Here is a 20,450-nt window from a genome sequence, read left to right as displayed (position 1 = left end):
GGTTGACAACGTTGAATTTTAACGGACCCATTTTTTTAGCTGCTGATTTATAAATAATTTGAGTGGATTATTTTAAAATTATAACCATGGATTTTCAATTGACGGAAGAGCATCTGATGATACAAAAGGCGGCACGTGATTTTGCTATCAACGAGCTGCTGCCAGGTGTAATAGAAAGGGATGAACACCAGAAATTTCCTGCGGAGCAGATCAAAAAACTCGGAGAACTCGGTTTTCTGGGCATGATGGTAAGCCCTAAGTACGGAGGAGCAGGCCTGGACGCTATCTCTTATGTACTGGCAATGGAAGAAATCTCTAAAATAGATGCTTCCGCCTCTGTGGTCATGAGTGTAAACAATTCACTGGTGTGCTGGGGGCTCGAAACCTTTGGTACAGAAGAACAAAAACAAAAATACCTGGTGCCGCTGGCATCCGGTCAGATCATAGGTGCTTTTATGCTCAGTGAGCCGGAAGCCGGTTCAGACGCCACTTCTCAACGAACCACTGCAGAAGACAAAGGTGATCATTACCTGCTCAATGGTACCAAAAACTGGATAACCAACGGGAACTCTGCCAGCGTATACCTGGTAATGGCCCAAACACATCCGGAGAAAGGCAGCAAAGGCATCAATGCCCTGATCGTGGAAAAGAGTATGCCCGGTGTTACCATCGGTGCTAAAGAAAATAAACTCGGTATCCGTGGCAGCGATACACACAGCGTCATGTTCCAGGATGTAGTGGTGCCTAAAGAGAACAGGATAGGAGAGGATGGCTTCGGATTTAAATTTGCCATGAAAACCCTCGCCGGTGGCCGTATTGGTATCGCCTCCCAGGCATTGGGCATCGCCAGCGGCGCGTATGAACTGGCACTGAAATATTCCAAGGAAAGAAAAGCCTTCGGTAAAGAAATATCCCAGCACCAGGCCATTCAGTTTAAACTGGCCGATATGGCCACCCGCATAGAAGCCTCCCGCTTATTATGCTTCAAAGCCGCATACGACAAAGATCAGCACAGAGATTATACCCTCAGCAGTTCTATGGCCAAAGTATTTGCCTCCGAAACAGCCATGTGGGTATCCACAGAAGCCGTTCAGGTACACGGCGGATACGGCTATGTGAAAGAATACCACGTAGAACGCCTCATGCGCGATGCCAAGATCACACAGATATATGAAGGTACCTCAGAGGTGCAACGTATCGTGATCAGCAGAGCCATACTTGGATAGAATTACGAATTAGGAATTACGAATTACGGATTTGAGCGGAGATGACGTAGAAGATATGCGCTATGGGCTCCGCTCAAATTCGTAATTCGTAATTCCTAATTCGTAATTATCTTCGCTTCATGGCAATTAACTTAGAAGCATACCAACAGGTTCTTTCCCGGCTGAAGCCTTTCAACGCGGAACTGGTAGCAGTTTCCAAAACAAAACCAGTAGCTGATATTGAAGCTTTATATGCAGCAGGACAAAGGATCTTCGGAGAAAATTACGTTCAGGAATTAACCGAAAAACAGGCTGTTTTACCAGCAGATATAGCATGGCATTTTATTGGTCACCTGCAGTCCAATAAAGTGAAGTTTATAGCACCCTTTGTACATACCATTCACGCAGTAGATAGCATAAAACTGCTGCAGGAAATCAGTAAACAGGCAGCTAAACATGAGCGGATCATTCATTGCCTGCTACAGGTACATATTGCAGCAGAAGAAACAAAATTTGGGATGGATGAGCAGGAGTTACAGCAACTGCTCCAAACATATACTTCCAATCCATTCGCATTTGCTTCTGTTCGTATTGCCGGTATGATGGGCATGGCCACCAATACTTCTGACGAAACACAGATCCATAAAGAGTTCCACCAGCTCCACCAATTATTCGGATCCGTGAAAACCACTTACTTTAACAACGAAGCGTACTTTAAAGAACTGTCCATTGGTATGAGCGCCGACTATTCCATAGCCCTGCAGGAAGGGAGTACTATGGTACGTATTGGCAGCCTGCTCTTTGGCGAAAGGAACTATTCACAAATGTAGACTTATGAAGAAATTATGGATCTATTGTCTGGCAGGTATCGGCATGGCCGCCTGCAACAATGGCAACGCCACAAAATTCCTCGCCAATGGTGTGTGGCAGGCAAAACTACACCGCAATGATGGCGCAGAAATCGTTTTCAATTTTGATGTAAAGGAAACCAACGGCAAAACAACACTGCACGTTATCAACGCCACAGATAAGCTGCTGGTAGATGATGTAAAAGTAAACGGTGATTCTGTTTTTATTAAGATGCCGTTCTTCGATTCTGAATTCAAAGCCAGATTAACAACCGATAGTGCGCTCGAAGGCCAGTGGATCAGACATCTGGCAGATAAAGATGTAAGTATTCCTTTCACTGCAGTTGCCGGCAAGGCAGACCGCTTTAAGGTGAATACACCCGCTGCCGGAGATGTGAGCGGCCGTTGGGTAACACAATTCGTGTCCGCAAAAGATAAAGACAAGACACCTTCTACAGCTATCGGTGAGTTTAAACAATCCGGCAACATCGTCCATGGTACTTTCCTTACCACCACAGGTGATTACCGCTTTCTGGATGGGGTAGTGGATGGCGATACCCTCCGCCTGTCTACCTTTGATGGCTCCCATGCTTACCTGTTCACCGCAGTAGTGGGGAAAGACAGTCTTACCAATGGCCGCTTTTACGCCGGCATCGGTGATGGCCTCGAAAACTGGTCAGCTGTGAAAAATGATACGGCTACTTTACCCGATGAACGAACCATTGCTACTATGAAACCCGGTCACCAGCAACTGGACTTCACTTTCCCTGACCTGGACGGCCGGAAAGTGAGCATCAAAGACGACCGTTTCAAAAATAAAGTGGTGATCATTACACTCATGGGTTCCTGGTGCCCTAACTGTATGGACGAAACAGGCTTTCTAAGCACCTGGCACGAGAAAAACAAGAACCGTGGTGTAGAAGTAATAGGACTGGCTTACGAACGCACCAGTGATTTTGAGAAATCAAAGAAAAGCCTTCAAGGTTTCCTGAAACGCTTTAATGTGCAGTATCCTGTGCTGGTTACCGGTGTAACGCCTGCAGATCCTGAAAAGGGCGAAAAAACCTTGCCACAGCTTACTGGTATTAAAGGTTTCCCTACCACGATCTTCATAAATAAGAAAGGAAACGTAGAGGAAGTACATACAGGTTTCTCCGGCCCTGGCACAGGAGAACACTATGAACAGTTCCAGGCCGATTTCAATCGCCTTGTTTCGGGGATGCTGGACGCAAAATAAACGCAGCAGGTACCCCAAAATGGGAATTTAGGGTGACTGATGTTATTCCCATATTTCGGCTAAAATGGTATCAGATCACTAATATTTAATAATTATATAATATTGTTGCGAAACAGGTAAATCCTCTCTGGTATTTCATTTCCGGGGAGGATTTACTTTTTAATAAAATTTATTATTTCATTTCTTTCAATAAAGTTTGAAAAATACCAGAATGTAATTATTTTACTGCTCCGTTTGACTTTTATAAATTCCATTATCTAATACGCTTATCTTATCCACCTGCCGGGGCAATATCAATTCTGATGTTGTCCTGGATAGCGTCTCCTCGATGTTTTACGTTATTGAAACTTATCTTTTGACTTCTTTTAATAGCAGGTGGTTTTCTTTCTCTCTTTCTGACAATAACATTTCTTTAAGATGCAATTGTGTTTTCAGGGTTTTACTGGCCTGATATTTGAAAATTTTGCTTGTAAGTGTGAATTAAACCATGCACCCGAATCATTTGTTAAACCATAAAAATCCAGTAATTATGTCTACAACGAAATTTTTAGCAGGCGCTATAGCCGGGTTAACTACCGGATTGGTAATCGGATTACTGACAGCACCGGACAGTGGCGATAGAACCCGCAAAAAAATCAAAAGCAAAGCCGATGACTGGCGCCATAAAATCAATGGTTTGGTAGGACAGGGAGGAGAAGATTTATCAGAACTGAAAGGGGTTTTCGAACATGAAATCAGCGGTTTACAGGATGATGTCCGCGAGCGCGTACTAAAACTGATTAACAAAAGCCAGGGTACCTATAATAGATTTAAAAGAGAAGCATTATCATAGGGTAGCTGTTAGCCATTAGCTTTTAGCTATTAGATTTAAGCGAAAAATGCAGAGAAGATGTACCAGGAATTTCCTTTCATCTCCTCTGCATTTTTCGCTTAAATCTAATAGCTAAAAGCTAATGGCTAACCGCTAGTTCACTATTTCCCCGGTTTCCATGTAGTTTTTGAAACGCCGGATATCTTTAACAATCATATTTTCAAATGCCGGATTCAGCAGCCAGGCGAGCCCTGAACCTACATACCCGGCTGGTGGCCGGTAAGTAATCATTACGTCTATTTCGGTGCCACCGTTATGTGTTTCGCGGAAAGTAACCCTTCCGGCTGTGGCGAGAGAGGAGCCTGGCAAAGAACGCCAACCGATAATTTCTCCCGGCACTTCTTTTACAATTTCCGCATCCCACTCTAATGTACCAATGCCACCGGGACCTTTCACCACCCAATGGGAATGAAACGGATCATTTTCTTCTACAGATTGAAGATGTTTCATGAAAACAGGCAGATTATTCAACTGACGCCAGAAATAATACACTTCTTCACGTGGGTTATCAATACTAATGGAAGTTCTGATATTGACGGAAGCAGTATGTCTGTCAGGTTTCCTTTTACCGATAAAACCATTAATCAGGTCATTACCGCTTATTCCCCTGTAAAGCAGATAACCCGCTCCCAGAAGCTTTAAAAGGCTCGACACGGGGCTTTTATCTACTTTGCTGATGGCATTGCCCACCAGCCATGCACCCGTAAAAATGGATACTATTCTTCCTTCAGGCGTTACATTGATGATGTTGGAACTTTCATATAATGGTCCTGCTTTAGGTTGTTCTGTGTTACGACCGTTTTGTTGTTGTGTTAAGGAATTCATATATACAGTTTGGGGAACTACCAGCGAAAACCCTGCACTTTTATGTAAAAGCAATTAAATAATTGATATTTAGACAGATAAATATATGTTTTATCTGTACACTCCTGTGGCGCATCCGATACGGTGCGTAATTTCTTACACACTTTCGGTAACAAAAATAATCCGGTACCCGGAGAATCAGATGCCAGCTGTTATTCAGCTTGCATTTCTCTGTACTATCCGTTATCTTAACCGGTCAAATAAAAGAACATATGAAAAAAGTATTGACCGCGTTATTAGTAATGGCTGCTCTCCACAGCTCCGCCCAAAAAGAAGTAGCCCCCAATAAGTGGCTGAAACTCTTTAATGGCAAAGATCTCACCGGTTGGGACGTAAAAATAACCGGACATGACCTCAACGATAACTTTGGCAATACCTTTCGGGTAGACAGCGGCATGATGAAAGTAAGCTATGATCATTATGACGAGTTCAAAGAACAATATGGTCACATCTTCTATAAAAAGAATTTCTCTGCTTACCTGATTGTAGTGGAATATAAATTCACCGGCGAACAGGTGAAAGGCGGTCCAGGCTGGGCTTACCGCAACAGTGGTATCATGCTTCACGGACAAACTGCCGCCAGCATGACCAAAGATCAGAACTTCCCGATTTCACTCGAAGACCAGTTACTCGGTGGTAATGGTAAAGATGACCGCTCTACTTCCAACCTCTGTACACCTGGTACCAACGTGGTAATGAATGGTAAACTGATTACAGATCATTGTATCAGCTCTACTTCCAAAACGTATCATGGTGATGTATGGGTACATGCGGAAGCCCTGGTACTGCGGGATTCTGTGATTAAACACATTGTGGATCAGGATACCGTTTTTGTATACAATAAGCCGCAGGTAGGTGGTGGTGCAGTATCACACGCTAACCCCGCTCTCCTGAAGGAAGGCCGGTTGTTAACAGAAGGATCTATCTCTTTGCAAAGTGAAAGCCATCCGGTAGCTTTTAGAAAGGTAGAACTGTTTGACCTGTCTCCCTACGTTAATGATCCCGTTAAGCTGAATAAAATCCTTTATCTGCTGCAGCATCGTGCGGATGCGAAAAAGGGGAAATAATACTGCCATGACGGTGGGGCCTTGGTGGTCTTGGAGGTCTGGGTGGCAAACAACTGGCCGCCAGCAATAACGCACAGATAGCCAGGACTGGCAAGGTTCTTCTTTTCATAATCAACTTTGTTTATGCTTCATGAAATGGGGCGTTTCCGCAAACGGTTTTCCTGATTTATGGAAATAAGGCAAATCCGATACCATTTTTGGCTGCTTTAGGCTACCTTTGGCCCCTCGAAAAAAACAGCATGGAAAATTGTACCCTCTATACGCACGAGATAGACATGGAGAAAGTGCTGACCCGCATGCGGGCGCACTTCGGAGAAAAGGCAGTAAAGGTAACAGGACCGGATCATCACTGGGAACAGTTAACCATCACATCTGGGAAAAAATTGTTGCGTAAAGGCAATACCCTTATCATCAGCTACCGCCAACGGGCGATACCCGGCTATCAGCTGGTACGGAACGATGACCCGGTAACCATCAACCTGCTTGGTATGCACGCTTTTGTACAACAATTGCCGGCAGATAACCCAGCATTGCAGGAACTATTACTTGCCAAAGTAGCTACCCTCAATACCGAAGTAGTCATCCTGGCAGAACCCTCCTTTAACGGCGACCTCAGAGCCGCCATCATGGAACTGGCGCACGAACTGGATGGTATCTTCTTCTGCGAAAATAACTTCATCTTCAAAACAGATGTACAGGGCTTCTGGGATAAAACCGGCGCACTGTTACTCGATGTAAACGGACATTCAACTGCCACTAATCTGACGGTTAATATCCAGTCCGTTTATTTCGATAGTCAGGAAACACCTTCTAACGCAGCTGTCAGCAGAAAACAACGTAACATACAGCTGCTGCAGGATATGAACGTAAAGACGTCTGCCAGCCTGCCGGTCATCACTGATGAAAACCAGGTAACACTCCGTTCAACAGCCGAAGTAGCACAACGTGTGGCCATACTCGCCGCCGTTAATACCGTAGCTTTCGGCTATCTCGAAGGCCCGGCTGTAATCAACTACCTGCAGCAACATCAGCTCTGGGATGATACCACGGACGCAGAAAAAGCGTTTCTGGATAATCCGACTGAAGCGTTGAAAACAAGTGAAACCTGGAAGTGTGAAGATATCTGGGTACTGCTGTGGGCATTGAAAAAAGTACCTTCACTGGGAGAGATGGATGCACTCTGCAACCTGGACATGGTACCGGAAGACGCTTTCCCATTCAAAGGATTAACTTCCAATCCAGCAGTATTTTTAGCTGCTGCCAACGAATTACGTACGGCTACCGAAATACTGGATGCCAACGATCTGTACTACCGCGCACACTGGAGCTGTGTAGATGCACGCCTGAAAGGAGAAAAAGAACCATTGCCTCCGGGAATTGTATACGAAAGACATTACGCCCTGAACTGGCTGATCAACTACAGAAATCAGCTGTGGGATGATGTAACCTGCGATACTTGAGCTTTTAGCAGTTAGCTTTTAGCTTTTAGCAAAATGCAGCGAAGACAAACATATATTATGTTCTTCGCTGCATTTTTCGCTTAAATCTTAAATCTAACAGCTAAAATCTATTCTTCGCTTAAATCTAATGGCTAAAAGCTAACAGCTAAAAGCTATTTCAGCATCAATTGCGATATATATTTCACCGGTGCGCTGCCATAGCTCAGGAATTTTTCATTGAATGTTTTCAGGCGATAGTCTTTACCTTGTTGCTTTTTATAGGCTTCGCGCAGATTTATAATTTCTTTATAGCCTGTAAAGTAACTGGTCAGCTGCACACTGCTCACACTTACCCTCTTCCATTTTCCTTCGGCTTCAGCTGCCTGCTGGAATGCTTCTCTGGTCAGCAAACGGATGGCATCTTCCTTACTCATGTCTTTTGTGTGCACGCTATAATCCAGGATAGTATTGCATACGGCGCGCAGATTCCATTTATACCACATCAGCCACATCTCAGGAGCATCATTGCCGTAGCCGTTTTCCAGCATCATTTGCTCCGTGTATACGGCCCATCCTTCAATCATAGCGCCATTGCTGAGCAGTGATTTAATCATGCTGGGTGATTGATTGGCGTATACCAGTTGTGTATAATGTCCGGGAATGGCTTCGTGGATATCCAGTATCTGCAGTATATACTGATTGTATTCACGCAGATAGCTTTCTGCTTTATCTTTTGGCCATCCTTCCAAACCACCAACGTTGTAATAGGTGTTACCGCCTTTGTCGTAGGGGCCGGGTGCACTGATAGAGGCGCCTGCCACACCAGCCATGTAGGCCGGTTCTTTGCGTACTACCAAAGGTTTGGTAGGATCAATATACAGCAGGTCTTTTTCTTTGATAAAAGCAATGAGTGCAGGTAATTGTTTTTCGATGGCAGATTGGAATTCTTCCGGTTTAACATGCTGCACCGAAAGGGTATCTATCATACGACCCACCAGTTCCAGTGAATCTGCTGGCATAGGGGTATTCCCAAAATATTTAGGCCACAGCTGCCGGCTGATTTTTATCATCTCGCCGTGAACAAAGTTCTTGCGGGCAATAGCAGAATCATAGATCTGTGAGGCTGAATAGGAAGATTGTATATCGAAGCCGAACTTCTGATCATATAATGCTTTACCTAAGCGGAAACTGCGCGGATGGGCAGGTTGCAGGGCTTTTAACCAGTCGGCATATTCCCGGATTGCTTTTGCCGCCAGCTTTGCACTGGTCACCATCACGGCCTGTTCTGCTGCCGGGATAGTGGTCTTCTTCAGGGAATCGGCAAAGTCTTTTTCAAAAACAGATAAGCCACCATTGTTCTGATCTATTGCCAGTAACCGCAGTTCCGGAACAGGATCTTTGATTTGTTTTTTAGCGGCTTCATAATAAGCTGGTACCTGTTGTAATCTGCTGGCAAAACTGCGTAGCCTGGATTCCAGTGGCGCATAATTTTCATTTAATATAAATGCAAAAGTGTTGCTCACATTAAAGGAAGAGGGATCCCACTCGTGGCCCTTTTGTTCATTAATAGCCCATTGTACCGACTGCAAATAGTTTTGTATCAGCTGGTAATCAATTTTGTTGGCATCATTCAATGCAGTGAGGTCAAATGCTTTCAGCGAATCCAGCTGTTGTTTTGCGAAGGCCAGTTTTGCCTGTGCAGCCGCACTGTCCGGCACAATCAATACGGAATCATAATTATGATAGCCTACACTGGTAGCCCAGTCTGGATCTGCTTTCCAGAGCGCCTCAATGAATTGTTTTTCATAATGACTAAATGCATTATTCAGTGTACTATCGGTACCACTGGTTTTACTACCGCTGCCGCTGTTGTTACAGGCAGCCATAGCTGCTAAGACGGTGGCGCAGAGGAAAAATTTTCTCATGGCTATAGATGGTTGTTGTTGTTTCAAAAGCCCTCGTAATATACTATTAAATTATTTTCTTTACTTTTGCAGCTCATTAATTAAAAACAGCAAACACTTTGCGCCATGTAATGTCACAGGCATATTAACATCATTCCTTTCGCCGTTCCTTCCCGGAACCGGCCTGTGATTTTATTGTTTAATTTAAACCCCGATAACATGGCAATTTCTCAGAAATATGGCCGTACCTGGCATTATCCGTTTTCGCCCGGGACCAGCAGCGATGACCGTATTCAATATGAATACTGGCAACAGCTGCAACAGATCCCTGTGTTGATTCATACGGAAAAGCTGGACGGTGAAAATAATTGTCTTTCCCGCCATGGTGTATTTGCGCGCTCACATGCAGCGCCCACAACATCCAGGTGGACAGAAAGCATCCGCCGGTACTGGCAAAGTATAAAGAATGACCTCGGCGACCTGGAAATTTTCCTGGAAAATCTGTACGCGGTGCACTCTATTGAATATAGCAACCTGGATCATCATTTCTATGTATTTGGTATCCGGGAAAGAGACCGGTGGCTTAGTTGGGAAGAAACACATTTTTATGCCGCCATGCTGGATCTGCCGGTAGTGCCGGAAATTAAACGTATAACGCCTCCGGCTACACGTAGTGAATTTGAACAGGATACTTTGTCGCTTGTCGGTGGCAGAGGAACTTTTGAACCACATGATGTGTATACCGGTTTCCCGGCCACCATCGAGGGAATTGTTTCCCGTAATGCCGCAGGTTATGCGGTCAGCGATTTTGCAGACAATGTGTTTAAATATGTCCGCAAAGGGCATGTAAAAACAGACCAGCACTGGACCCGTCACTGGCGCCGTGCAAGGTTAAATAATGAAGGAGGTAACTATGTGGCAGCTCAGTGAAAATAAATCGTGGGAGTGGTTGGAACAAACCTTTGAGTGGGTACGCGTGATGAAGGAAGTGCCGCAGGATGCACGCTATCATGCGGAAGGCAATGTGGCCATACATACGCAGATGGTACTGGAGGCCCTGGTGCAGTTGCCAGGCTATGCAGCATTGTCACCCGCCGATCGGGAACTGCTGTGGGCAGCAGCGTTGCTGCATGATGTGGAAAAGTATAGCACTACAGTAACAGAGCCGGATGGGCGTATCACCTCCGCGGGCCATGCCCGCAAAGGAGAGGGGCGTGCCCGGCAAATCCTTTACCGTGAGGTGCCGGCACCTTTTGCTGTGCGGGAACAGATCGCTAAACTGGTCAGATATCATGGCCTGCCACTGTGGGTGTTCGAAAAACCGGATCCGCAGAGAGCCTTGATCATCGCCAGTCTGGAGGTGAATACACAACTCCTGGCCATGCTGGCCCGTGCCGATGCATTAGGTCGAATCTGTGCCGATCAGGCCGACTTACTATACCGGGTAGATTGCTTTGAAGAGCTATGCCGGGAGCATCATTGCTGGGGAGAACCCCGTGCTTTTGCCACGCCGCAGGCGCGGATGTACTACCTGCAGAAGATGGATAGCGCACCGGATTATGTCCCCTTCGAACAGCCGCAAACGCCGGTGGTCATGATGAGTGGCCTGCCGGGAGCTGGCAAGGATACCTACGTGCAGCAACATTATCAGCAGTGGCCGGTCATCTCTCTGGATAATATCCGTAAGGAGATGAAAATAAGTCCGACGGACAAAAGTGGCAACGGCGTGGTGATTCAGGCAGCGAAGGAGCAAGCAAGGGTGCATTTGCGTAACAGGCGGCCCTTTGTATGGAATGCCACTAATATTACCCGTCAGATGAGAGAACAGCTGATCAGCCTTTTTACAACCTATGATGCAGCGGTAACGATTGTGTATGTGGAAGTGCCGGCGGAGAAACTGTTGCAACAGAACCGGCAACGGGAAGAGATTGTGCCACAGGCGGCGATGGAGCGCCTGATCAGTAAGCTGGAAGTCCCAACGCTCGCGGAAGCTCACTTTGTCGAGCTGAAAGCATAAAGCTATTGAAACAGTCATTCAGCGTTAAAAAATTAGCTTTTAGCATTTTAGTAAATGTTGCAAATGATGAACATAACATCAACTTCGCTGCATTTGCTAAAAGCTAAAAGCTAACGGCTAAAAGCTACTTAAAATTCATTGCGCCACATCATGCTCTCCACGGGCTTAATCGTGCGACCATTATATTTGGCATTACCTTTTTTATTGTAAAGTATTTCTACTTCGCCTTCTACCACAAAGTAGATCAGCTGGCCGATAGGCATGCCAGCGTATATGCGTACGGGTTGGGCACAGGAAATTTCCAGTGTCCAGGTATTGCAGAAACCAACATCCCCTTTACCGGCAGTAGCGTGAATATCTATTCCTAAACGGCCCGTGCTGGACTTGCCTTCCAGGAAAGGAACATGTGCATGTGTTTCGGTATATTCTTCCGTTACGCCCAGGTACAGGGTACCGGGTTGTAAAACAAATCCTTCTTCCGGTATTTCAAAATGTTCAATTTCATTGTGTTTGCGAGCATCCAGTACACGGTCTTTGTAGGTAGCGAGGTATTTACCCAGGTGTACATCGTAAGAATTGGTACCCAGGAATTTCCGGTCATAGGGAGCAATGACGATAGTGCCTTTTTCAATTTCCTCCAGTATCCGTTTGTCTGACAGAATCATGCTTAGGTTCGTTTAGTTTTAGTGAGCTGTATTTTGTATAAGGCAAAAAGCATAAAGCTGAAGGCAAAAAGCTTTCCGCCCGTTTCATGAGCAGTTTTTGCTTTCAGCTTTTTACTTTCAGCTTCTACAAAAGCTGTTTTTTCTGCTTTTTTGCTTTAATTTGGCAAGATATGCCATTAATACGAACGATACAAATAGATCCGGAAACGAGGCTGGGTGTATGGAAGATAACAGAGGACGAAGCTTTTTTCCGGGAGAAGGTAAACATTAGCCCGTCGATTCATCATCCGCATAAGCGCTTGCAGCACTTTGCGGGCAGATACCTGCTAGTGACACTTTTTCCGGACTTTCCAATCCATGAGATTACCGTGAACAATAGCCGGAAACCCGTGCTGGTATGTGGTAGCTACCATTTCTCCATCTCGCATTGCGGGGATTATGCGGCGGCTATTGTAAGCACTAAAGCAGCGGTAGGCATAGATATTGAAGAGGTGAGAGAAAAAATAGAACTGGTATCGCATAAATTCCTGTCGCTGGCCGAAAGGTCGTTTATAGATCCGGCACATGAACTGTCACATAAAACAATCTGCTGGAGCGCCAAAGAAGCCATGTTCAAGTGGTATGGACTGGGAAGTGTTGATTTTAAAGAGAATATGCGGTTACATCCCTTTGTTTATCAGCAGGCAGGTTTCATAACCGCCGATTTTAACAAACAGGATACAAATACGCGGTTATATTTGCAATATATTATGGAAAATGACCTATGCCTGGCATGGACTCATCCTGCGTGAGGAAAGAATTTATTAAGCACTGTTGCGTTATTTATGAAAATATATTTACTCGGTTTTATGGGTGCCGGAAAATCCTATTGGGGTAAACAACTGGCAGATCATCTGAACCTTCCCTACTATGATCTCGATGAGGTGATTGTAGAAGCTGAAGAAATGGCGATTGCCGATATTTTTTCATCCAAAGGAGAAGATTATTTCCGGGACAGGGAAAGTAAACTGCTCCGCGATTTATCTGAACAGGAAAACTTCCTGATCTCCTGCGGCGGCGGTACACCCTGTTTTCAGGAGAATATGGATTTCATGAATGAACATGGCACTACCATCTGGATTAATCCTTCGCTGGAAGCTATGGTGGAAAGACTGCAACGTAAAAAATTCAAACGTCCGCTGATTGCAGACCTGGAAGACGATGACCTGATCGGATTTGTGGAAAAGAAAATGGCGGAACGCCTGCCTTTTTACCAGCAATCCAGGCATATAATTTCATCGGATAATATTTCATTGGATACCTTTACGCAAAATTTATAGCATGCATAAAAGTTTTTTAGTTTGGGCGGCGATATTTGGTGCATTAGCAGTCATCTTAGGTGCATTTGGTGCGCATAAGCTGAAAGAACTGGTGCCGGCAGATACCGTATCTACTTTTCAGACAGGCGTTACTTATCAGTTCTATCACGTATTTGCTTTAATCGCTACTGGTATTCTTTTTGCCCAGATCCCCGGCGCTCAGCTGGAATGGGCAGGCAGGTGTTTTATTATCGGTATCATTTTGTTTTCCGGTTCCCTTTACGCCATGACTATGCTCAAAATGACAGGTAATGTGGGTTTAAGAGGAATTGGTATTGTTACACCTATTGGTGGTGTATTCTTCATAGCAGGCTGGGTGAGCCTTCTGCTGGGCGTTTTAAAATTAAAAGCATAAAGAAGAACTCGTATATGTATAAAGGTTTTTGGGTGTTGCTGCTGGGAGTGCTGGTGGGTTCAATGGCGATGGCACAGGATAATTCCGGTATTGCCGGCAAATGGTATGGTACCCTGAAACGTTACTATGGCGATAAATATCGTATGGTAGTGCAGCTGGAAAAAGACGGCGCCGGCGGATACAAAGGACGTATCGAATTACCCGATCTGGCGGATAACGAAACGTTTGAACTGGAAACGGTCGTTTACCGGAAAGATACCCTGCTCCTGCGCATAGATGAAGTCAGATTTGCATATACCGGGGTATGGGATCCTGCCACGCAACAGTTCAAAGGAATTTCCACCTTTGGTGGTGATGAAAATCCGGTAGATCTGGGCCGTAAGGAAATCACCAAAGCAGAACTGTATAAAAGGCCACAGGAACCTAAACCTCCTTACCCTTATTACACAGAAGAAGTCAGATTTAATAATATAAAAGACAGTGTTTCTCTTGCCGGCACCTTTACCCGTCCTGCCGCCAACGGCAGATACCCGGTAGTGGTAATGATCAGCGGATCCGGCCCCCAGAACAGGGATGAGGAAATAGCTGGTCATAAACTGTTCCTGGTGCTGGCAGATTATTTTGCCCGGAACGGCATTGCATCGCTGCGGTTTGATGACCGGGGCGTAGGTAAATCTACTGGTGATTACTATGCAGCCACTGTCAATGATTTTGCTCATGATGTGAGTACCAGTATGGCCTACCTGAAAAAGAGAAGAGATGTGGATCCGCTAACCGTTGGTTTGCTTGGACACAGTGAGGGAGGAATCGTAGCACAGATAGTAGCGGCAAACAATCCAGGGGTGGCTTTTGTAATATCCATGGCAGGCGTAGGATTAACCGGCCGTCAACTGATAGATCAGCAAATGGCGATCAAACAAAGCATGGCAGGTAAATCCGATAGCTTTATCCTGGCAGACCGGCAACGTATGAAGCCTTATTGGGACCTGCTGGCGAGCGATAGCAGTATGGCCGTCATCAAACCCAAAGCGGAAAAAATCATCAGAGAATTATATCGTAGCTCCGATGAATCCGTGAAAAAAGAAATGACGGAAGAAGATATGGTGAACAATGCCAGTCTGAGCCCGGAAGCAATTTCAATTTTGAAATATAATCCATTAACGTACCTTAAACAGATCAAATGTCCGTTTATGGCGATTAACGGAACACAAGATATACAGGTGGATGCTACCACAAATCTGAATGCTATTGAACGTGCATTAACGGAAAATGGAAATTTGCTGGTGACAATCCGTAAGTTTGATGGATTGAACCATTTGTTCCAACGTTGTAAAACATGTACAGCAAACGAATACGGAGAGCTGGAACAAACCATTGATCCCCTGGTACCCGAATTTATAGCACACTGGATTTTACAGTTGCCATAGTTCGCCAGGAAGTCCCAAATCTGAAGTTATATAGCTGTCATCTGTTGGTTTTTAGCGTTCCATGCTGAAAACTAAAGCTGGCAGCTAACAGCTAAAAGCTAATTATGTCCAGGAATAAACTGAAAACCGAAAAACCGGAAAGCAAGAAACCGAAAGGCCCCACACCAAACCCTGAAGTGTTGACGAAAGACAAGGAGCCTGAGGTAAAAGTAAAAGAGCTGGTGAAAGATGAACGTACCCATAAAGTAATGGGCGTGTTCTTTCTTTTGCTGTCTGTTTATTGTTTTATTGCTTTCACCTCCTATCTTTTTACCTGGGAAGATGACCAGGATAAAATATTCCATTATTCTACCCGGGAGCTTTTCTTCGGTGATGTAAAAGTAGATAACCTGCTTGGGCGCCTGGGAGCCTATGTGTCACACAACTTCTTTTTTTACGGTGTAGGTATTGCCGCTTACCTGTTCTGTTACTTCTTTTTTATTGTCGGTATTAACTTCATCGTAGGGCGCCGCGTTTTCCGCGTATGGCGTAACGTTAAATATATTTTATTCGGTCTGCTCTTTATCAGCATGTCCATGGCATTTGTAGCCGGCGGAGGAGATTTCCCCTGGGGAGGTGCTTTGGGTGATGCCCTGAATAAATGGACCTCTGGTTTTGTTGGTAAAACAGGTACAGCGCTTTTATTGCTGGTAGTGGGTTTCTCCTGGCTCATCTGGAAATTTAATTTCGATTTCAAATGGCCGGAAAAGAAAATCAAAGCCCCCAAACCAGTCCCCGCTGCAGTTCCTGTACCACCGGTAGCCAATGCGGCCGCGGCGCCTACTCCCACTCCAGTTAAAGAAGATCCCCGTAAAAACGGATTGAAAGGAGAGGGCGGTGTAATGGTGATTCCTCCTCATGAAGAAGTGGCCGAAGAAGAGGAAGAAGACCTGCCCCCCATGCACCTGGTAGAAAGAGAAGACATCACGGTGATCCCTTCTCATGCTGCCTACATGCCGCCGGTAGCAACCGTTGTTACGCCCGGATTGCCGGAAGCATCTGACGCAGCATTGTCTGAGGAAGAAGAGGAAGAAGAAGACCCCGGACCATTATTGTATATAGAAGAAATACCTGAACAAACGCCTCCACCAGCCAGAAAGAAAAACGAGCCGCAGGAAGTGGCATTTGAAATTAAGCCTACTTTCCGGGATGAAGAAGAAGAGGTAGAGGAAATCCAGCCGTCCAGACCCGTGGAGCCGGTAGATCCGTACGATCCTTCATTGGACCTGAGAGACTATAAATTTCCAACACTGGACCTGCTGGAAAACCATAACGCCGATAAAGTAATTGTACAGGACACCGCTGAACTGGAAAAGAATAAAAACCAGATCATTGATACCCTGAAGAATTATGACATCTCTATACAGAAAATAAGTGCTACGGTAGGACCAACAGTGACACTGTACGAAATTGTGCCGGCTGCCGGCGTTCGTATCTCCCGTATTAAAAACCTGGAAGATGACATCGCCCTGAGTCTGTCGGCGCTCGGTATCCGTATCATTGCCCCTATTCCGGGTAGAGGTACCATTGGTATTGAGGTACCTAACGTGAAGAAAACAATTGTATCACTTAAAAATATACTGGCCTCGGAAAAATTCCAGACCAGCACCATGGATTTGCCGATTGCTATTGGTAAAAAGATCGACAATGAAAACTTCATTGCAGATCTGGCTAAAATGCCCCACCTGCTTATGGCGGGTGCTACCGGTCAGGGTAAATCTGTGGGTATCAATACATTGCTGGTATCACTGTTGTATAAAAAGCATCCTTCCCAGCTGAAGTTTGTACTGGTAGATCCAAAAAAAGTGGAACTATCGCTCTACAAGCTCATTGAGAAGCACTTCCTGGCTAAGTTACCCGGCGAAGATGATGCGATTATTACTGATACCAAGAAAGTAATCCACACCCTCAATGCCTTATGTATTGAAATGGATCTGCGCTACGACCTGCTCAAAGAAGCAGGTACCCGTAATATCCGCGAGTACAATGGTAAGTTCACCCAACGTCGCCTGAATCCGTTGAAAGGACATCGTTACCTGCCTTTTATTGTGTTGGTGGTGGATGAGTTCGCGGATCTGATCATGACAGCCGGTAAGGAAGTGGAAATGCCGATTGCCCGTTTGGCCCAGCTGGCCCGAGCAGTGGGTATTCACCTCATCATTGCCACGCAACGCCCTTCTGTAAACATTATCACCGGTACTATTAAAGCGAACTTTCCGGCCCGCGTGGCCTTTAAGGTATCTTCCAAAATAGATTCCCGTACCATCCTGGATATAGGCGGTGCGGAACAGCTCATTGGTCAGGGGGATATGCTGGTTTCCTTTAACGGGGAGCTGGTACGTTTGCAATGTGCCTTTGTAGATACACCGGAAGTGGAAAATGTGGCCGAATTCATCGGAAATCAGAAAGGCTATCCGGACGCGTTCCTGCTGCCTGAGTATGTAGATGACAAGGATCCGGATGGTAAGGAACTCAGTATTGCTGACCGGGATCCGCTGTTTGAAGAGGCTGCCCAGGTGATCGTCACCACTCAGCAGGGGTCAACTTCTTTACTGCAACGCCGTATGAAGCTGGGCTATAACCGGGCAGGAAGACTCATGGATCAACTGGAAGCAGCCAATATAGTAGGCCCCAACATGGGCAGCAAGGCAAGAGAGGTACTGGTGAGATCGGAAAGCGAATTACAGGAAATCCTTAATAATTTGTTATAATATGTTAAGGTCTTTCGAAATTATTACCCTTTTTCAGGAAATATGCTGAATTTCGCACCCTGTAAAAGACCAACACAGCTATACCGGCATGGCATTTGTCTTTGGAGGTTAGCACAAACTAAAAAAAACTACGATGAAGAAATTTGTATTAACAGGAATGTTGTTGAGTGGGATCATTTTCAGCGGCATGGCACAATCTAAGGGCGGATCCGACCCCAAGGCTAAAACCGTTCTGGATGGTGTTAGTAATAAATTCAAATCATTAAAAACAGTAGTAGCTAATTTTATATTGAAAGTAGAAGGTGCCAACAACAGTGTAACAGATTCCAAAAAAGGAACAGTATACCTGAAAGGCGCTAAATATAAAGTAACGCTGCCCGGACAGGAAATAATCAGTGATAACAAAACATCCTGGACATATGCGAAGGATGTAAACGAGGTAACTGTTAACAACGTGGATCAAAGCAGTGGCGCTATGACACCCGCTAAGCTGTTCACCAACTTCTACGATAAGGATTATTTGTACAAACTGGAACCTGAAACGACTGAGAAAGGTAAAGTGTTGCAGAACATTGAGCTGACACCTACTGATAAATCCAAGAACGTTTTTAAAGTGATTGTTTCCGTAGATAAGAAAAACCAAAGTATCGCGAAAATGAAAGTTTTTGAGAAAAACGGTAATCACTACACGTACGAAATCACCAATTTTACACCAAATACCAACCTGAGCGATGCTACTTTTACTTTTGATGCCAAGAACTATCCTGGCGTGGAAGTGGTCGACCTGCGGTAGATTTTAGCTTTTAGCCGTTAGCTTTTAGCAAAATGCAGCGGAGATGGGATAATACCTGATCTTCGCTGCATTTTGCTAAAAGCTGACGGCTAAAAGCTAATAGCTGTTTGCGCTTTCTGCTTATTTATTTACCTTTGGCGAGTTCAATTTAAAATTAAACAATATGGCATACGACGTAATCGTAATTGGTAGTGGGCCCGGCGGATATGTGGCTGCTATCCGTGCTTCTCAGCTGGGATTTAAAACTGCAATCGTGGAAAGAGAGAGCCTGGGTGGTATCTGTTTAAACTGGGGCTGTATTCCAACCAAAGCTTTATTAAAAACTGCACAGGTTTTTGAATATACGCAGCATTCAAAAGACTATGGTATTACTGTAAGTGATGCACAGGTTGATTTTGAGGCGGTGATCAAACGTAGTCGCGGTGTTGCTGATAAAATGAGCAGGGGCGTTCAGTTCCTGATGAAGAAAAATAAGATTGATGTATTAATGGGCAATGGAAAGGTAAAATCCAAAGGCCAGGTAGAAGTTACTGATAAAGACGGTAAAGCTGCTGTACATGAAGCAAAACACATCATTCTGGCTACAGGTGCCCGTGCACGTGAACTGCCTAACCTGAAAATTGATGGTAAGAATGTAATTGGTTACCGTGAAGCAATGGTATTGCCTAAGCAGCCTAAATCCATGATTGTAGTGGGTTCTGGTGCGATCGGTGTTGAATTTGCTTATTTCTACGCAACCCTGGGTACTAAAGTAACCATCGTTGAATTCCTCCCACGCATTGTTCCGGTAGAAGACGAAGATATCTCCAAAGAACTGGAAAAAATATACAAAAAGAAAGGCATCGAAATCATGACCAACGCTTCTGTAGAAGCAGTGGAAGCAGCTGGTAACGGTGTGAAAGCTAAAGTGAAAACACAAACCGGCGAAATCACCCTGGAAGCAGACGTGGTACTGAGCGCGGTGGGTATTGCAGCTAATATCGAAAATATCGGTCTGGAAGGAATGGGTATTAAAACCGATAAAGGCCGCGTACTGGTAGATAAATACTACCAAACCAATGTTCCGGGCGTTTATGCTATCGGCGACATGGTTCCTGGTCAGGCACTGGCGCACGTAGCTTCCAAAGAAGCGATCGTTTGCGTGGAAGCCATCGCATATAACGAAAAGAAATATGCGCATAAACCAGCTACTATTGACTATATGAACATTCCAGGCTGTACTTATTGCGCACCTGAAATTGCTTCTGTTGGTTATACTGAAAAGGCAGCGAAAGAAGCCGGTTACGAAGTTAAAGTGGGTAAATTCCCATTCTCTGCTTCCGGTAAAGCTTCTGCAGCCGGTGCTACTGAAGGTTTCGTAAAAGTGATCTTTGACGCTAAATACGGCGAATGGTTAGGTACCCACATGATCGGTGCCAACGTTACTGAAATCATCGCAGAAACAGTAGTAGCGCGTAAACTGGAAACTACTTACCAGGAAGTGCTGGATTCTATCCACCCGCATCCAACTATGAGCGAATCTGTAAAAGACGCTATAGAAGTAGCTTACGGCGAAGCCATTCACCTGTAATCACATATCATTGTAAATACAGCAAACAGCCGTTCTGATCTGATCAGAACGGCTGTTTTGTTGTTAATGGGTACATAACT

At 45.0% G+C, this 20,450-nt stretch carries 18 protein-coding genes; 15 read left to right on the top strand and 3 right to left on the bottom strand.

All coding sequences use genetic code 11. The features are described 5' to 3' along the window. The first annotated feature begins 86 nt into the window (after positions 1–86). From AB4Z08_RS00690 to AB4Z08_RS00675, 4 genes are all read left to right on the top strand, one after another. Positions 87–1,226 (top strand): acyl-CoA dehydrogenase, encoded by a 1,140-nt coding sequence (locus tag AB4Z08_RS00690; RefSeq protein ID WP_441571838.1) that lies wholly within the window; start codon positions 87–89, stop codon positions 1,224–1,226. Positions 1,227–1,345: 119 nt separating this feature from the next. Then, positions 1,346–2,035 carry a YggS family pyridoxal phosphate-dependent enzyme gene (locus AB4Z08_RS00685; RefSeq protein WP_441571837.1) on the top strand — a complete coding sequence of 230 codons (690 nt, stop codon included), beginning with the start codon at positions 1,346–1,348 and terminating at the stop codon, positions 2,033–2,035. A gap of 4 nt (positions 2,036–2,039) precedes the next feature. Continuing rightward, the gene (locus tag AB4Z08_RS00680; RefSeq protein WP_441571836.1) at positions 2,040–3,290 is read left to right on the top strand and encodes a TlpA disulfide reductase family protein; all 1,251 of its coding nucleotides are present in this window, start codon (positions 2,040–2,042) and stop codon (positions 3,288–3,290) included. Positions 3,291–3,819: 529 nt separating this feature from the next. Beyond that, complete coding sequence (locus tag AB4Z08_RS00675; protein WP_441571835.1) at positions 3,820–4,122, top strand: YtxH domain-containing protein; 303 nt, start codon at positions 3,820–3,822, stop codon at positions 4,120–4,122. 132 nt (positions 4,123–4,254) lie between these two features. Here AB4Z08_RS00675 and AB4Z08_RS00670 read toward each other — a convergent pair whose 3' ends face one another. Then, entirely contained in the window at positions 4,255–4,986 is a 732-nt protein-coding gene (locus AB4Z08_RS00670; RefSeq protein WP_441571834.1) for an SRPBCC family protein, read from the bottom strand. 251 nt (positions 4,987–5,237) lie between these two features. Between AB4Z08_RS00670 and AB4Z08_RS00665 the strand changes: the two genes are divergently transcribed. Both AB4Z08_RS00665 and AB4Z08_RS00660 read left to right on the top strand, forming a co-directional pair. Further along, positions 5,238–6,092 (top strand): 3-keto-disaccharide hydrolase, encoded by an 855-nt coding sequence (locus AB4Z08_RS00665; protein WP_441571833.1) that lies wholly within the window; start codon positions 5,238–5,240, stop codon positions 6,090–6,092. A 239-nt stretch (positions 6,093–6,331) separates the two neighbouring features. Next, positions 6,332–7,552, top strand: coding sequence for a DUF4272 domain-containing protein (locus tag AB4Z08_RS00660; protein ID WP_441571832.1), 1,221 nt, complete (start codon positions 6,332–6,334; stop codon positions 7,550–7,552). Between the two features lie 152 nt (positions 7,553–7,704). Here the strand turns inward: AB4Z08_RS00660 and AB4Z08_RS00655 are convergent, their stop codons facing one another. Further along, positions 7,705–9,456 (bottom strand): DUF885 domain-containing protein, encoded by a 1,752-nt coding sequence (locus AB4Z08_RS00655; RefSeq protein WP_441571831.1) that lies wholly within the window; start codon positions 9,454–9,456, stop codon positions 7,705–7,707. 198 nt (positions 9,457–9,654) lie between these two features. Here AB4Z08_RS00655 and AB4Z08_RS00650 point away from each other — a divergent pair, with 198 nt between their 5' ends. Together AB4Z08_RS00650 and AB4Z08_RS00645 are read left to right on the top strand one after the other, a co-directional pair. Then, positions 9,655–10,365: an RNA ligase family protein gene (locus AB4Z08_RS00650; RefSeq protein WP_441571830.1), complete on the top strand. Its 711-nt coding sequence runs from the start codon at positions 9,655–9,657 to the stop codon at positions 10,363–10,365. Continuing rightward, positions 10,334–11,452 (top strand): AAA family ATPase, encoded by a 1,119-nt coding sequence (locus tag AB4Z08_RS00645; RefSeq protein WP_441571829.1) that lies wholly within the window; start codon positions 10,334–10,336, stop codon positions 11,450–11,452. The genes AB4Z08_RS00650 and AB4Z08_RS00645 overlap by 32 nt, the downstream gene beginning before the upstream one ends. A 128-nt stretch (positions 11,453–11,580) precedes the next feature. On the opposite strand, the gene dcd is transcribed toward AB4Z08_RS00645, so the two are convergent. Continuing rightward, positions 11,581–12,117: a dCTP deaminase gene (gene dcd / locus AB4Z08_RS00640; protein WP_133812153.1), complete on the bottom strand. Its 537-nt coding sequence runs from the start codon at positions 12,115–12,117 to the stop codon at positions 11,581–11,583. A 170-nt stretch (positions 12,118–12,287) separates the two neighbouring features. On the opposite strand from dcd, the gene AB4Z08_RS00635 reads away from it, so the two are divergent. The 7 genes from AB4Z08_RS00635 to lpdA all read left to right on the top strand — a co-directional run bounded on the left by AB4Z08_RS00635 (position 12,288) and on the right by lpdA (position 20,370). After that, positions 12,288–12,908 (top strand): 4'-phosphopantetheinyl transferase family protein, encoded by a 621-nt coding sequence (locus AB4Z08_RS00635; protein WP_441571828.1) that lies wholly within the window; start codon positions 12,288–12,290, stop codon positions 12,906–12,908. 33 nt (positions 12,909–12,941) lie between these two features. Beyond that, entirely contained in the window at positions 12,942–13,436 is a 495-nt protein-coding gene (locus AB4Z08_RS00630; protein WP_441571827.1) for a shikimate kinase, read from the top strand. Position 13,437: 1 nt separating this feature from the next. Then, entirely contained in the window at positions 13,438–13,830 is a 393-nt protein-coding gene (locus AB4Z08_RS00625; protein WP_441571826.1) for a DUF423 domain-containing protein, read from the top strand. A gap of 14 nt (positions 13,831–13,844) precedes the next feature. Then, positions 13,845–15,257 (top strand): alpha/beta hydrolase family protein, encoded by a 1,413-nt coding sequence (locus AB4Z08_RS00620; protein WP_441571825.1) that lies wholly within the window; start codon positions 13,845–13,847, stop codon positions 15,255–15,257. Between the two features lie 104 nt (positions 15,258–15,361). Then, positions 15,362–18,007, top strand: a complete 2,646-nt coding sequence (locus AB4Z08_RS00615; protein WP_441571824.1) for a DNA translocase FtsK — start codon at positions 15,362–15,364, stop codon at positions 18,005–18,007. Between the two features lie 133 nt (positions 18,008–18,140). Then, the gene (locus AB4Z08_RS00610; RefSeq protein ID WP_441571823.1) at positions 18,141–18,800 is read left to right on the top strand and encodes a LolA family protein; all 660 of its coding nucleotides are present in this window, start codon (positions 18,141–18,143) and stop codon (positions 18,798–18,800) included. A 163-nt stretch (positions 18,801–18,963) separates the two neighbouring features. Next, a complete protein-coding gene (gene lpdA / locus AB4Z08_RS00605) occupies positions 18,964–20,370 on the top strand; it encodes a dihydrolipoyl dehydrogenase (RefSeq protein ID WP_441571822.1) in 1,407 nt (468 codons plus the stop codon). Positions 20,371–20,450: the final 80 nt, after the last annotated feature.

Source organism: Chitinophaga sp. RAB17 (assembly GCF_052114225.1).
In the GTDB taxonomy this organism is placed as follows: domain Bacteria; phylum Bacteroidota; class Bacteroidia; order Chitinophagales; family Chitinophagaceae; genus Chitinophaga.
Note: the sequence above shows the minus strand (reverse complement) of the source record. Positions and strands in the feature narration are given on the sequence as shown.